This is a genomic window from Paenibacillus marchantiophytorum, from assembly GCF_014640555.1.
GTDB classification, from domain to species: domain Bacteria; phylum Bacillota; class Bacilli; order Paenibacillales; family NBRC-103111; genus Paenibacillus_E; species Paenibacillus_E marchantiophytorum.
The window spans coordinates 35071-50086 of record NZ_BMHE01000032.1 but is presented as its reverse complement, the minus strand read 5'-3'; the positions used below and the strand labels follow the sequence as shown (position 1 = coordinate 50086).

The following is a 15016-nucleotide window of genomic DNA, read 5'->3' as shown; positions in this document are numbered from 1 at the left end:
GGAGACAGCCTCTTTTCTATTGCCCGCTCATGCGGAAGTAATACAGGTTAGCAGTTCATTGACAGGTGTGCGCGGCCGGGGCTTAGGCACTTTATCCGGATCATAATAACCAAGATGCAGCGTTCCGATGATGCGCTCGCCTGGCTTTACGCCCGTAAGTCGGCAGAAATCGGGTTCGAAGTTATAGGCATTCGTTTTCCAGACAACGCCGATTTCTTTGTCCCATGCAAGCAGCTGCAGATTCTGAATAAGCGCTGAAGCTGCGCCAACAGCATCCTCCCACTCCCGCTGTCTGGGGTCGGCCTCAATAACGATAAGCAAATGGGCTTGCATGCGCTCGCAATAATCGATCCGCAGCTTCTTCTCGTATTGTTCCCGCTCTTCTTTGGAGAACGTATGCAGCACAGCGTCCGCGAATTGTTTTCTTCCTTCTTCCATGAACAGAATGAAGCGCCAAGGCTCCTTGCGGGAATGGACGGGGGCCCATACGGCTGCTTCCAACAGTTCAAGGATGGTTTCTTTTTGCAAAACTTTTTCGTTAAATAGCCGTACGGTTCTTCTTGCCCGAATCAGTTGTTCCATTGTGGATATGGTCATCAAGGTTGTCCTCCCGATAAGTGGTCTATTTGGTCAACTGTTGAACAGTTTCTTGAATGATTTTGCTTTGCCCAATCGGACCGCCGGGACCTTGGAACCAGAGACCATAATCAACGATATAAACGTGGTTGTTCTTAACAGCTTTGAGGCCTTTCCATACTTCCGTTTTTTGCAGTTCACTGGTTTCCTTCGAATCCGATGAAAGCAAGAAGATACGATCCGGATTGATAGAAGGCAGGGTTTCCAGCGAGATGACCTTCATGGATTCAGTTGGCTCCGGTATAGAAGGAGGGGTGTGGAGGCCTAAATCATCATAGAGAACCTCATAATTCCGTTTGCTGTAGTAACGAATTTCTTTATCGGATAGACGTATTCTACCGATAATCATTCTCAATGGCAATGACCTTGTCCACATAAGGCGCTCTTCGGTCTACGCAAGGAAGCCGCAGAGTCACCGAAGTCCCAATGCCTAACCGGCTGTGAATTCGAACACCATATCCCTTGCCATAGTGCAATTGTATACGCTGCCTCACGTTGCGAATGCCATAACCGGCCTTCTCATGATCCTCATCGTCTGCATGCAATCGCCGCAACGTGTCAACCGTCATGCCGACCCCGTCGTCGATAACGCGGAATTCCAGATCATCACCGATCTTCTGACCTGTGATTCTAATGTGGACGCGGTCTCCGCACCAGGCATGTTTGAGTACGTTTTCCAAAAATGGCTGCAGGATTAACTTCACCATCTCATATTTCAACATGTCCGGATCAACCTCGAAGAGCACGTCGAGCCGGTCCGTATATTTCGCTTTTTGAATGTCCAAATAAGCTTTGGCTTGTTCCAACTCGTTGGCAACAGGAATAATCGTACGACCTTCATTTAACGACAGCCGATAAAATAAGGCCAAATTGCTAACCATCTGATGCAGCTGTTCGACATGGCCGAACTTCGCCAGCAGGCTGATGGAAGAGAGGGTGTTGTAGAGGAAATGCGGATTGATTTGCGCTTGCAGGGATTCGAGCTCAGCTTCTTTCTTCTTTAACCGGGTGACATACACCTGTTGGATCAAAGTATCGATATGCTGAACCATATCATTAATGGACTCAGAAATCGTCGAGAACTCATCGCGACCCTTGAAGCGTATACGTTTGCGGAAATCTCCATTGCGGAAGGAGTCCAGCACCATCACAATGCGGGAAACTCGTCTGGAGAAGTAGCCGGACAGGCAGATGCCGACACAGACAAATACCAAGAAGCTAACGGAACCAATGCCTGCTGTTAGTAATTTGACTTTGCGCGCATCCTTTTCGACCCATGCCTTTGGAATGCTGGTGATGAGCTGCCAATCCATATCCCCGAAAGGTTCTCTGATGGTGAGGAAATCGGCCTCTTTGGCTTTCTGCCCAGAAGCGGAAGCCGGTGCTGTGCCGCGTTCAAAAAGAACTTGGCCGCTGCCAGTTTCAATTCGGACCGATGTGCCCTCGCCAAAGTCAGGCGAAACCGTCTCGAATAAATCCGACAATTTGACGGTAAGCCGCATGAAACCGATATCCATCGTTGATTTGGATTTGGCTGTGTCAATGATCCGTCGGAGCAGCGAAATATTGCCGAACTCCGTATCTCGCTCCACTTGCTGCCACACCATAGTCTCGCCGTAAGTCTCAGCGGGGAATTCAAGGTACCACTTGCGATCCTCAATGCGCTTCAAATGGTACAGATCGTAGCTTTTTCCGGCATACGTTAACGGATCGCTGTCGTTGTAATGATTGTAAATCTCGGGCAGCGTTTCGTTGCGCAAGTAGACAACAAGCGATGTGCGGCGGTTCGTCGATTTCAATACACTGTTGAATTTGGGCACCAGATATTGCGTTGTCGATTCGTAGCTGTACCAACCTTGCTGATACTGCCTTAATCGCGCCGCAATGGTGTCGTCATAGTACATCATGTCGGACAATCGTACGGTATCCATCATTTTGAAGCGGATATTGTCTTTCATTTGGCTTAGAGCGGCCTGCACGTTGTCACTCGTTTTTTTGCGGGCGGAGTCGACGAATATCCAATTGGCAAAATAGCCGAAAACGAGGACATGAATCAACGTTAATACGAGATACGAGATCATTAATTTGTAGCCAAACGGGATGAATTTATGTTCTTCGGCCGATGCTTTATAACCCATTGCGGAATTCCACCGGAGTCATCCGGTACGTTTCTTTGAACTGTTTGCTAAAATAGGGCATATACCGGTAGCCGACCTGATCGGCCACCTCATAAATCCGCAGCTTGGGATTGCGCAGCAGTTCCCCAGCCTTCTCCATGCGCAGCGCCACCAGGTATTCGTGAAAGGTCTGGCCTGTGGCTTCCTTGAATAATTGGCCCAGATAATTAGGGGAGAACTCGATGCGATCCGCCTCTTCTTTCAGCGTCAAGGCCTGATCCAGACGCTCCCGCATCGAGAGGATCATTTCCTGAATCAGCTTCATATTCTTGCCGCCAACAACTGACTTGAAGAAGGGATCTGTCTCAGACGGCCCCTCAGGACTAAGTGTGTTGGCTGCCAAGAGTCGTTGGGTATCCACCTCGAATTGGTCACGCCGGACCGCTTCATCCAGATCGGAGCGAATCAGGGTCAGCGAGCCGATAAGCTCCTCTTCATTCATCGGTTTCAGCACGTAGCTGTAGGCTTTGAGCGCCAGTGCTTCCTTAACATAGTGGAAATCTCGGTATCCGCTAACAAAGATGACCCTGACCTCTGGAAATCGCGCCCGAACGCGTTTGGCCAGCTCCAGGCCGGACATATTCGGCATATTCACATCCGTTACGAGCACGTCCACCTTCTGATGTTCGATCAGTTCGCAAGCCGAGAACCCATTCGTTACCGCACCGACGATTTCCATGCCAAGCGATTCCCAAGGGATGAAGGTTTGCATGCCCTCCAAATCCAACGTTTCATCGTCTGCGATTAATACTTTGTACATAAGGTGCCCCCTTCCCAATGATAGAACCTTTCATTCCTATGGAAAGGGGGTGCGCCAGTTGGCGCACCCTGTCCATCCCTTATTTTTTCTTCATCTTGGCCTCGTTTTCCTTCCATTTCTTGGTCAAATAATCATGCAGTTTCTGAACGCCCAGAGATTGGGCATCTTTCTCGCCCTTGGCAATGATTTCACCGACTTCTTGCTCGCTTTTCGCCAATATCGCCTGGCCGCGAACTTTTTTGTACAATTCGATCCAACGTTCGCGGATAATGCCTTCCTCACTGTCTTGCGAAGGCTCGATGCCGCGCATTGCCGTTAAATCCATATGTGTTTTCCAGGTAATAGCGTCTTGATATTTTGTTTCCCAGGAACGCTTCTCTTCAGGCAAGGACAATTCGGCTTTGACTTTGATTTTGTCATTCAAGGTAGCGTTTCCAACAAATTGGAGGTCATTCGTGGCATTCATGTTTTTGGTGCGATCTTCCGGTTCAGCGAAAAACTTATCTGTCAGGTTCGGCAGACCATCGGCATCCGTACCTTTCCAGTATGTTCCTTCGGGTCCCCAGATAATATCCCGCGTGCCTTCAGGACCTGTCATCCAATCCAATGCAGCGAAAATCTTCTCAGGTTCTTTGGCCTTAGTTGTAATGGCGGCTGCATTCCAACCTAGGCGGTCGTAGTGGGCAACCATGATTTTATTCTTATCCAAACCGGCTTTGTGAATCGGCCAAATCATGAAATAACCGGCGTTTGGATCATTTTTGATCAATTGCGCGTGGCCTTTGGACGCGTATTCAATAGCCGTCACGTCGGCGTACACGGCAACGCGACCTGTATTGATTTTCTCGCGGACTTGATCGACGGTTTGCGTCAGAGCATCCTGCGTTATTAATCCTTCGCGATGAAGCTTGTTTACATAGACCATCGCTTCTTTGTAGACAGGATCGGCGAAGAGCGAAGTGAATTTGCCGTCTTTGGGCACGGCACGCAGCGTGCCGGCAAAGCTGGCTGGGTTATTTTCTGCGAACGCCGAGTACAGAATATCGACACCCTTGCCTTCTTGCGCTTGCCCAGGTTCAAATGGAATGATGGCAGGATATTTTTCTTTCACCAATTTGAGATACGCATACAAATCATCGGTCGTTTCCAGCTTAGGCTTGCCGAGTTCATTATAGATCTTTTTGTTAACGACATACCCGGCATTGCCGGTCGGTTTATTCGTGTACCAGTTCGGGAACATGTAGAGCTTGCCGTCTTTGGCGCGGAGCATATTGAGAATCTCATCTCCGGCCCATTTCTTCAAATTCGGATATTTATCCAGGTAGGGATCGAGAGGGACTAATGCGCCATTCTCTCTCAAGCGTTCGAACTTATCGCGGTCTCCCCAGATAACATCCGGCAAGTCTCCGCCGACAATCAGGGTGTTCAGCTTGGCTTCCGCATTCCCGCCGGAGTTAACCGAAGTAATGGTAAGCTTCTTGGCTTCTGCCACGCTTTTGGAGAACATGTCTTTTCCCCATTGCGGCATCGTATACCAGTCATAATGTCCATACACAGAGAAGCTGAAGGGTTCACTGCCCAGTTGCCATGCGGCTGACGCTGCTTTCTTGGTTGGCGCCGTTGTTCCGGTTGTTCCTGGTGACGTACTAGCCCCGGATTGCGGCTTCTCGGCGCTGTTGCACCCAGCGATAAGGGCCCCTAGTGCGACTAGTAAAGCGAGTGATCCAGTACTCTTTTTCAATGTAATCTTCATGTACGTTATACCCCTTCCCATTCTTTAGTGTTCTATGCTCAAAGCGAAATGCCCTGCAGCCTTCTTCAATTACTCTTTTAGCGAACCGACAAGCACGCCTTTTACGAAAAAGCGCTGTAAGAATGGATAGACAATAATAATTGGAAACGTGGTCACCATCATCGTCGCCATAATGAGCGATTTGGTTGTGTAAGTTTGTGTCTTGGCCACAAAGCTTGCCGCAGCGCTATCCGAGACCAATTCCCGTGAAATGTTGGAATCGATGGTTCTTTTCAACAACGTCTGTACAGGAATTAAATGCTCATTATTGATATAGATGGAGGCCACAAACCAGTCGTTCCAATGGGCGATAGCCGTAAAAAGCGCAAGGGTTGCTACAACAGGTCCAGACAGAGGAAGGACAACACGCAGGAATGTGCCCCAATAGCCGCAGCCGTCAATGCGAGCCGCATCTTCAAGCCCGGCCGGAATTTCCCGGAAAAAGGTGCGAAATATGATCATGCTCCACACGCTGATAATCGAAGGGATAATATAGACCCAGAACGTATTAAACATGCCTAGACCACGAATTAGAATGTAGGTAGGGATGAGTCCACCGCCAAAATACAGGGTGATAATAGCGAAAATCATATAGTAGCGGCGGCCGATTAACTCCTTGCGCGACATGCCGTAGGCGAAGATGGCCGTACCTGCAATGGTAAGTAACGTTCCCGAGATCGTCCGGGCGATAGAGATGCCGAAGCCTGTCAGAATACGACTGTCTTTAAGCACATACCCATAATTCTCGAAGGTAAATTTACGCGGCCAGAAGGTGATACCGCCCAAGGTTGTATCCATCCCTTCATTAAAGGAAACAACCAGCGCGTTCCAGAACGGATAGAAGGTGACGAAAGCGAGCAGGGCAAGGGCGATATGTACAAGGATTTGGAAAATGCGATCATCCATAGCTGTTTTCATCATTGGCCTCCTTTTACCATAGACTGTTGCCGGATCGTCGCGCCCAGAAGTTAGCGAGCGTAAGCAGCCCGACACTGACTACGGCCTTAAAGAGTCCAACGGCGGTTGCAAAGGAATAGCGGTTCAACCTAATCCCCAGACGATACACATAGGTATCGATAACGTCCGATACATCGCGCAGGGCAGGGTTGACGCCGAGCAGCAATAAATCATCGAAACCAGCGTTGAGCAAGTTGCCAATGGCGAGAATGAAGAAAATCACGACAACGGGCAGGATACATGGAAGCGTTATCAAATACATCATTCGAAAACGGCTTGCCCCATCCATAGCAGCAGATTCGTATAAATGCGGGTCGATAGAGGCGATGGCGGCCAGATAGACAATGGAGGCGAACCCGATTTCCTTCCATACGTTCGTAGTCACAATAATTGTCCAGAAGTAATGCGGAACGGATAGATAGGGAATCGGCTGATCGATCACGCCTATGCCTTGCAGCAGCATATTCAGACTGCCGTTATCGGTAGAGAGCAGCGTGATGGCGAAGTTGGCTACGATGACCCAGGAAATGAAATGCGGCAGATAAGTGATCGTCTGAACGATCTGTTTGAACCATTTGTACCTCACTTCATTCAGGAGAATCGCCAGCAGAATCGGCGCCGGGAATCCGAAGAAAAGCTTCAGGAAACTGATCACAAGTGTGTTTCGCATGACCACATAAAGCTCAGGTGAGTGGAAGAAGTCACTGAAATGCTTGAGACCGACCCAAGGGCTGACCCAGAATCCTTTGAAAACGGAGTAATTCTGAAAGGCGATAATCACGCCGTACATCGGGAAATAACTGAATACGAGAATAAGTGCGAGTGCGGGAAGCACCATGAGCTGCAAGGACCATTGGCGGAGCCATGCCGCAACTAGCGATGTGCGGAGGCGGGCCTGTGGTTGATCCGTGCGGATCATAGCTGGGGGTTCTCTCAAACCGACCACCCTTTCTGTTGGGTTGATGTTGATATGTTCCCATCTTAACGGGTAAGGGGAAGCCCCGCCTACTGGTATAAACAATGAAATCTGATACAAATCAATGAACCGAATGAATTTGTATGGACGCACAAAAGCGGAGGGCTGATTCGCTTTTTTCGATACGGCGTATTCATAATTTCAATTTTACTTATTCCAGCCCTGCATCTATAATCTAATTAAACCTAGTTGTATACAGGGGATTAAATATAAGGCTACCGACTGAGGCAGAGCGCGCTTCGTGCAAACCGATCAGGAAAGGTCCTAGGAGAATAGGGAGGATAAGAAAATGAAAAAAAACTGGAATTGGAATTATGCCGCTGTGGGGTTGTCATTATTAGCTATAACGGTGCTTTCCGCATGTGGAAGCAGCACGAAGGTAAATACAGCTGCAAGTTCGGCAGCCGTCAGCGCAGCGCCAAAGGGGAGTGCGGCGCCGTCTGCCGGTACAAGCTACCCAACAAGACCGATTCAAATCTTGGTGCCATTCTCTGCGGGAGGGGCAACGGATTTATCCCTTCGCGCATTGGCGCCCAAGCTGGAGAAAATTCTCGGACAGAAAGTGGAAGTCATTGATAAACCGGGCGGAGCAGGCGCATTGTCTATGAATGAAGTCATCAAGGCTAAGCCGGATGGCTACACGGTTGGCTTTACATCCGTTGGTCCAGGGATCATCACACCACTAACAACTGAAGTTGGTTATACGACCAAAGACTTCGATGCCGTGGGAGGCTATATGGATAACCCTTACGCATTGGCCGTTTCTGCCGATAGCAAATACGGCACGTTAGAGGAACTGGTTACGGATATTAAGGCAAATCCCAATAAGGTGAAAGTCGGAACAACTGGACCCTCTTCGCCATCTTACATTGGCCTTCAGCAATTCGCCAAGACGCAGGATTTGAAATTCCAGCTAGTGCCGTATAACGGTGGTGTTGATGCAGTTAATGCGCTGCTAGGGCATAATTTAGACGCTATTGTTAACGTAGATTCCGAAATTCTTTCTTACGTGAAAGATAAGAAGTTCAAGGCGCTTGCGATCGTAACGAAGAAACGCTCGGCGATTCTGCCGGATGTGAAAACGTCCGATGAGCAGAATTTCAAAGGCTTGACGTTCGCTCCGCCTCCAGGAGGCTTGATTGTTCCTAAGGGAACGCCGGCTGATGTAGTCGCGAAGCTGAGCGATGCGTTGAAACAGGCAACCGCTGATGCGGATGTGAAAAAGAGCTTCGATAATATCTTTATCGAGCCGATCTTCAGCTCCGCAGCGGAATTCCGCAAGGCTTACGATGAGACCGCAGAATTCTATGCGCAAAATCTGAAGAAATAACGCTGCCATACATGCTAGAGAGGATACTTCCTATGAAAGCTTCGTGCTATGCTGCGCTAGCCAAAAGCGCTGTCCCCTTCGCAGTGGGACTCTTTTTTTTCATTTTATCGCGTCGATTATCTTTCGGTACCTGGAATGACCCAGGGCCAGGCTTGTGGCCAACCTGCTTGAGTGCGCTTATCATGCTCGTTTCGCTGCTGCTGTTCTTTATGGATAGAAGAGTTGAAGAGGAGGAGTCGTTCACCCGTGATGCGCGATTCCCGCTGTATGGCTTGATTAGTTTGGCCATCTTTATTCTTCTTTTTGATCAAATTGGACTTACTTTGCCTTGTTTGGCTGCCTTTGTGTTCTGGATTCGATTTCTCGGCAAGGAGAGCTGGCGCAGCTCCATTCTCGTCTCGCTTGGACTAACGGCTGCTATCTATGCCATTTTCGCCTGGGGTTTGGACATTCCTTTTCCCGATGACAAGCTGCTTCATTTATTTGGATAAGGGGGTCCCTATGGATACATTACATGCAATGCTTTCTGGCTTCCAAGATGCCATGACCTTTCATAATCTGCTGTACTGCTTAATTGGGATTCTCGTCGGCAACGTCATTGGCGTACTGCCAGGGCTGGGTCCAACTGCGACGATTTCGCTATTGCTGCCTTTCGCCCTCACGCTTCCACCGGAGAGTTCGATCATCATGATGGCGGGTATTTATTACGGTGCCATGTATGGCGGTTCGATTACCTCTACACTGCTGGATCTTCCAGGCGAAGCTGCGTCCGTCGTGACGACGTTAGACGGCTACCAGATGACGAAGCAGGGAAGAGCGGGGATTGCTTTAGGCATCGCTGCTATAGGGTCCTTCGTTGCAGGAACGTTCTCTGTTATCGGACTAAGCTTCCTCGCACCCGGATTAGCCAACTTCGCAGTGCGCTTCGGGGCTCCCGAGTACACCGTTCTTACAACGCTGGGCATTCTACTGGTGGCCTATTTAGGGACCAAATCGTTTATCAAAAGCGCTATCTGCGCCTTACTAGGTCTACTGATTGCCACCATTGGTCAGGATCCGATTACAGGATCGATTCGATTGACGTTCGGCTCAACGAACCTGTTGGGCGGCATTGATTTTGCGGCTATTGCGATGGGCGTGTTTGGTGTTGGGGAAATTCTATACAACTTGGAAAATTTGTCGAAGGGAACTACGGTCACTACGAAGGTAGGTCGGATCTGGCCGACGATGAAGGATTTTGCGCAAGCGAAGTGGGCGATTGTGAGGGGGTCAATCATTGGCTTCCTGGTCGGTATTTTACCCGGTGGCGGCTCGATTATTGCGACGGTGGCCTCCTACGGGGTAGAAAAACGTTTGTCCAAGACGCCGGAGCGATTCGGCAAAGGGGCAATCGAAGGTGTAGCTGGACCGGAGTCTGCGAATAATGCCGCAGCAGGGGCGGCTTTCATCCCCCTCTTAACGTTGGGTATTCCTTCGGATGCCGTTATGGCGCTCATATTTGGAACATTGCTGTTGAACGGCGTGACGCCTGGCCCTCAACTGATTTCGGATCATCCCGATCTATTCTGGGGAGTCGTGTCTTCCATGTATATCGGCAATGTCATGCTGCTTATCCTGAATTTACCGTTTGTTGGCCTGTTCATTCAACTCCTGCGGGTGAAGAGCAGCATTCTAATGTCCTTTGCGGTCATTCTTACCATGATCGGGGTGTACAGTCTAGGCAACGACAGCTTCAATATGTGGGTAGTTTTGTTCTTCGGCATTCTGGGGTACATCATGCGGAAGGCCGGCTTCGATCCTGCTCCGATGGTGCTCGCGTTCGTGCTAGGGAAAATCCTCGAGAGTTCTTTCCGCCAAACGATGCTGCTGTCCAACGGAGACTTGAGCATTTTCGTCACTCGGCCGCTTTCTGGAGGTTTAATTGGACTCATCGTTGTTTTGATTGGTTATTCTGTCTTCCGATGGCTCTGGCCAAAAAGGCGCAGCGCCTAGGCATTGCCCGCACTTGCCGTAGTTCCTTGGGCGGCCAGCATGCTCAGCTCCTGACGCAGGTAGGAGGCCAGTTTGCGGGCAGCTGCGCTGAGAAGCTCGGTATCCTTTTTGATCAAAAGTCCCGTAATCAGCCCCCCATCGAGGTTCTCGATTCTTTTCAGAACGGTGCCCTCCGGTGGCGGAGTGACCGTGATCATCGGTACGGCGGCAAGACCGTATTGGACTTGGACATAGTATTTGAGCGCAGCCATATTGCCGATTTCGATCTTGCGGTATGGCGTGGCTCCCTTCTCGTGGAGCGAAGTTTCGAGCTTCCGCCGGAAGGGGCAGGTCGCATTGGTCAGCAGAATTTGCTCATTTTGCAAATCGCTTAGATAGACGCGCTTCTTCTTGGATAAAGGATGTACTTTGGGCAAAAGGAGTACGATCTCTTCCACAAAAAGCGGTTCGAAATTCGTACCCAACCCGCTTTCCGGTGTAGCGCAAATGGCAAAATCGACCGTGCCGTCACTAACCATTTGATTAAACATATGGCTGTTATGAATTTTGATATTAATCTCGACATTGGGATATAGCGCAGCGAACTCCTTGATAAGCATAGGGATGCGATAGCTGGCGGTAGGCTCCATAATACCGATATTGACGGTACCTTTCTCGCCATCGTTCAGATCAGTCATCGTTTGCTGCAGATCATAGAAATCTCGAATTAGTTGATCAGCCTTCTTGATGAATACTTCCCCCGCATGAGTTAGACGAATGCTTTTCCCTCGTTCCAGGAGCTTGACCCCGAGGTCGTCCTCTAAGTTCTGGATTTGTTTGGTGACAGTGGATTGTGCATACTTGAGATCCTTCGCGGCTTGCTGAAAGCTGCCCGTACGAACGATGACTTGGAAAGTGGCTATGCCTCGAATGTCCATGTGATGTGGTCCTTTCGTCAAGAAGGATTCGATAAAAGGAAATCGACTCATTCCTTTTTTCAATTATACAAAACTAGTAAACAGTGCTATTATAGCACCAATAACTATTAAACACACTGATTTACTAGGATATAAAATTACACGCATGGAGGAATGCACATGTCTATAACACAGAACGAGGACAGCTTATATTTAAGGTCCAATTACGCCAAATATGCCGGCAAATTCGTACCGTACGCCCCGGAGACGTTCAAGGCATTCTCGGAATTCAATAAGCTAGCTATGCAGGAAGGTTCATTATCCGCTAGGTTCAAAGAATTAATTGCGATTGCCGTAGCGCATGCCACTGGTTGTCCCTATTGCATCGATATTCATGTCACAACAGGGCATAAGCTGCAGTTGACGAAGGAAGAGCTGTTCGAAGCGATTGCGGTGAGCGCCTTAGTGAAGGGTTATTCTGCCTTCTATCACGGTATCAATACGTTGAATGCTTTGCAAGAGAATCCGAGGGATGAGCTTTACAGCCGCTCCAGCTTGCCGTTGTTGGAACAATTCGAGAACATCAACGAGCAGTTGTATACGTCTTTACTCGAATTCCGTCATCAAGTGCTGCAAGGTCAACGCGTTAGCCGCAAGGAAAAAGCCATTATCGCAGTGGCTATCTCGCATATTACGGATTGTCCGTATAGCATTGAGTTCTCCACGCAGCTTGCCAAAGAAGAAGGCGCCACAATCGCAGAAATTGCCGAGACGGTTCTGGTTGCTACTGCTTTGAAGGCGGGCTCGGCTCTGGCCCATCGGATCAACACGTACAGTGCCTTCGTTCGGGAAGATGAGAAGAGCCAATAAGGGAAGGTGAGCGTCCATGTCAGAAAAGCAAATGAAGCTGGGGGCGGCGCTTCTGGCGACGGGAGAGCAGATGGCTTCTTGGCTGTATCCAAGCACGCCTGCAGATGCTGCTACAAGCCTGACTCATTATAAGCATATGGTGCAAAAGGCCGAGGAGGGCAAGATGGACTTTGCCTTCATTGCGGACGGACTGTTCATCAATGAGGTGACGATGCCGCAGTATTTGAATCGGTTGGAACCCGTCACCGCCTTGTCCGTGCTCTCCGCCTACAGCAGCAAAATCGGTCTCGTAGGCACCGTCTCTGCAACCTATAGCGAGCCGTTCACGGTGGCTCGCCAGTTCGCATCGCTGGACCTCCTGAGCGGGGGACGAGCCGGATGGAACCTGGTGACATCGGCGCTTGACGGCGCTGCGCTTAATCATAGCCGGGAGCAGCATCCGGCTCACGATCAGCGCTATCAGCGTGCGGATGAGCATCTTCAGGTGGTGCGCGGGCTGTGGGATTCGTGGGAAGAGGAAGCATTCCTCCACGACAAGGAGTCCGGCGTATTCTTCGATCCAGAGAAGATGCATCGCCTGGATCACAAGGGCGAGCACTTCGCGGTTCAGGGTCCGCTGAACATCGGCCGCTCCCCGCAGGGGTACCCGGTTGTGTTCCAGGCGGGTTCGTCCGAGGCCGGGAGAGAGCTGGCGGCCAAGGGCGCGGATGCTGTGTTCACCGGCATGGGCGGCGTGAAAACCGTAGAAGAATCCAAACGATTCTACGATGATGTCAAAGGCCGTCTTGCCAAATACGGCCGAAGCCCCGACGAGCTGCTGATCCTGCCAGGCATCGCGCCTGTTGTCGGTGCGACGGAAGCTGAGGCAGAGGCCAAATATGAGCGGATTGCAGGACTTATCAGCATTGAGAATGCCCTTCGCTATCTCGGAAGGTGGTTCAACCATTTGGATTTCTCCGCCTATCCACTGGACGAACCTTTTCCCGAGCTTGGGGACGCGGGCAGCGAGAATTACAAGAGTGTCACGGACAATATTAAACGCACGGCCAAGGAAGAGGGGCTAACGCTCCGTCAGGTCGCGCTGCGCAATGCAACGCCTAGAGGACCGTTGGTCGGCACGCCCGAGCACATTGCAGATGTGCTGGAAAGCTTTTTCCGGGCAGGAGCTGTCGAGGGGTTCATCCTGCTGGGGCATGTTTTGCCTGAGGGCATCGATGATTTCGTTCATCATGTTGTGCCCATTCTGCAGCAGCGAGGCCTGTTCCGTCAGGAATACGAGCACGATACGCTGCGCGGGCATCTCGGCTTGGCAATTCCGGAAAATCGATATGCGGCGAAGAGATCGGACAAGGATTTAATCGATGCCATTGGCATCCATTCGGCTGAATAAAGGAGAAGATCAATCATGAAACATGTCGTTACGAACGAGTGGCTGTTAGCTCATTTATCAGAGGCTAACTTAATTATTGCTGACACCAGATTTGCTCTCGGGCAGCCTGAAGCGGGTCGGCTAGCTTATGAAGAGGGCCATATTCCTGGCGCTGTCTATCTGGATTTGGAAAAAGATTTATCCGCTCCTATCGAAGCGCATGGTGGCAGACATCCGCTGCCGGCGGTGGACGTTTTGGCTGAGCGGTTGGGTCGGGCAGGGATAACCAATAACTCGCGGGTTGTTGTGTACGATGATCAAGGCGGAGCGATGGCCTCCCGGCTATGGTGGGTGCTTCAGTACCTGGGCCACGATGAAGTGTATGTGTTGGAGCGTGGCTTCTCGGCATGGAAGCAGGCGGGCAACCCGGTGGATGCTGAACCGAAAGCATCCGCGTCCGGGGTGTTCGTGCCTAATCCGCGGAAGCATTGGTTGGTCAGCATGGAGGAAGTACGCGCTAAGCTAGGCGCGGCTGGTACGGTGCTGATCGATTCCCGTGAGGCCCCGCGCTATCGCGGTGAATCGGAAAGCATCGATAAGGCAGCGGGTCATATTCCCGGAGCCATCAACAAGTTCTGGAAGGATCTTCTGGATGAGCAGGGACAGATTAAGTCGGCTGCCGAGATTGCCAAGAATTTCGCTGATGTGCCGCGCGACCAAGAAATTATCGTGTACTGCGGCTCCGGTGTGACGGCTACACCGAATGTGTTGGGCTTGAGCGAAGCTGGGTTTGAGCAGGTTAGGCTGTATGCGGGGAGCTGGAGTGATTGGATTTCCTATGCGGAGAATCCAATTGCTAGGGGTGAGGAGTAGTCGGTAGAAGCTGCGCCGAACGCTAATTTGAAGGTTGTGAAAGGTTATCTGTGGATAACTGTTCACAGCCTTTTTCACTTTTCAACCCTATAAGGAGATTGTCGGGGAACGACGATGCGCTAATTGTGACCAATCGGCCGATTTCCTCTTTTCACGGATCGCAGGTGCGCTATCTCGTGTAAAGCCGCTCTTTTCCGAGTCAAAACAGCAAAATAAGGATTCCACGATCCGCAGCAGCCCTGCAATGAGCGAGAACATAACGATATTTCGCCATGCTTGATTGTTCGTTAATGCCATAGTTCACGCCCCCTTATGAAAAAGATATGAAAGCAAATAAAATCATAGTACAATAATAAGAACACTAGTTCTTATCTGGAGGAGCGCATAC

The 15016-nt window shown here is 50.2% G+C and carries 15 protein-coding genes; 6 read left to right on the top strand and 9 right to left on the bottom strand.

Annotated features, from left to right (window positions below; genetic code table 11):
• Positions 1-27 precede the first annotated feature (27 nt).
• From IEY34_RS24375 to IEY34_RS24345, 7 genes are all read right to left on the bottom strand, one after another.
• On the bottom strand, positions 28-597 hold the full coding sequence (locus IEY34_RS24375) for a nitroreductase family protein (RefSeq protein WP_189016184.1): 570 nt from the start codon (positions 595-597) through the stop codon (positions 28-30).
• Between the two features lie 25 nt (positions 598-622).
• Positions 623-997: an ABC transporter substrate-binding protein gene (locus IEY34_RS24370; protein ID WP_229757822.1), complete on the bottom strand. Its 375-nt coding sequence runs from the start codon at positions 995-997 to the stop codon at positions 623-625.
• Entirely contained in the window at positions 972-2774 is a 1803-nt protein-coding gene (locus IEY34_RS24365) for a sensor histidine kinase (RefSeq protein ID WP_189016181.1), read from the bottom strand. Before IEY34_RS24365 ends, IEY34_RS24370 begins: the two co-directional genes overlap by 26 nt.
• Positions 2764-3573 (bottom strand): response regulator transcription factor, encoded by an 810-nt coding sequence (locus IEY34_RS24360; protein WP_189016178.1) that lies wholly within the window; start codon positions 3571-3573, stop codon positions 2764-2766. The genes IEY34_RS24365 and IEY34_RS24360 overlap by 11 nt, the downstream gene beginning before the upstream one ends.
• 79 nt (positions 3574-3652) lie before the next feature.
• Positions 3653-5326 (bottom strand): extracellular solute-binding protein, encoded by a 1674-nt coding sequence (locus tag IEY34_RS24355; protein WP_189016176.1) that lies wholly within the window; start codon positions 5324-5326, stop codon positions 3653-3655.
• 69 nt (positions 5327-5395) lie between these two features.
• Entirely contained in the window at positions 5396-6286 is an 891-nt protein-coding gene (locus tag IEY34_RS24350) for a carbohydrate ABC transporter permease (protein WP_189016173.1), read from the bottom strand.
• 10 nt (positions 6287-6296) lie between these two features.
• Entirely contained in the window at positions 6297-7160 is an 864-nt protein-coding gene (locus IEY34_RS24345) for an ABC transporter permease (RefSeq protein ID WP_373291326.1), read from the bottom strand.
• A 427-nt stretch (positions 7161-7587) separates the two neighbouring features.
• Between IEY34_RS24345 and IEY34_RS24340 the strand changes: the two genes are divergently transcribed.
• Genes IEY34_RS24340 through IEY34_RS24330 form a run of 3 tightly spaced genes read left to right on the top strand, consistent with a single transcriptional unit; the run spans position 7588 to position 10620 of the window.
• The gene (locus IEY34_RS24340; RefSeq protein WP_189016170.1) at positions 7588-8628 is read left to right on the top strand and encodes a tripartite tricarboxylate transporter substrate binding protein; all 1041 of its coding nucleotides are present in this window, start codon (positions 7588-7590) and stop codon (positions 8626-8628) included.
• Between the two features lie 32 nt (positions 8629-8660).
• The gene (locus IEY34_RS24335; protein ID WP_189016166.1) at positions 8661-9119 is read left to right on the top strand and encodes a tripartite tricarboxylate transporter TctB family protein; all 459 of its coding nucleotides are present in this window, start codon (positions 8661-8663) and stop codon (positions 9117-9119) included.
• A 10-nt stretch (positions 9120-9129) separates the two neighbouring features.
• Entirely contained in the window at positions 9130-10620 is a 1491-nt protein-coding gene (locus IEY34_RS24330; RefSeq protein WP_189016163.1) for a tripartite tricarboxylate transporter permease, read from the top strand.
• On the opposite strand, the gene IEY34_RS24325 is transcribed toward IEY34_RS24330, so the two are convergent.
• A complete protein-coding gene (locus IEY34_RS24325; protein ID WP_189016160.1) occupies positions 10617-11537 on the bottom strand; it encodes a LysR family transcriptional regulator in 921 nt (306 codons plus the stop codon). The genes IEY34_RS24330 and IEY34_RS24325 overlap by 4 nt on opposite strands.
• Before the next feature lie 159 nt (positions 11538-11696).
• On the opposite strand from IEY34_RS24325, the gene IEY34_RS24320 reads away from it, so the two are divergent.
• From IEY34_RS24320 to IEY34_RS24310, 3 genes are read left to right on the top strand one after another with little or no spacing between them, the layout of a single operon-like run.
• Complete coding sequence (locus tag IEY34_RS24320) at positions 11697-12386, top strand: carboxymuconolactone decarboxylase family protein (protein ID WP_189016157.1); 690 nt, start codon at positions 11697-11699, stop codon at positions 12384-12386.
• Positions 12387-12402: 16 nt separating this feature from the next.
• A complete protein-coding gene (locus tag IEY34_RS24315; RefSeq protein ID WP_189016154.1) occupies positions 12403-13776 on the top strand; it encodes an LLM class flavin-dependent oxidoreductase in 1374 nt (457 codons plus the stop codon).
• 15 nt (positions 13777-13791) lie between these two features.
• Positions 13792-14628, top strand: a complete 837-nt coding sequence (locus IEY34_RS24310; RefSeq protein ID WP_189016151.1) for a sulfurtransferase — start codon at positions 13792-13794, stop codon at positions 14626-14628.
• Between the two features lie 87 nt (positions 14629-14715).
• Here the strand turns inward: IEY34_RS24310 and IEY34_RS24305 are convergent, their stop codons facing one another.
• A complete protein-coding gene (locus IEY34_RS24305) occupies positions 14716-14925 on the bottom strand; it encodes a hypothetical protein (RefSeq protein WP_189016149.1) in 210 nt (69 codons plus the stop codon).
• Positions 14926-15016: the final 91 nt, after the last annotated feature.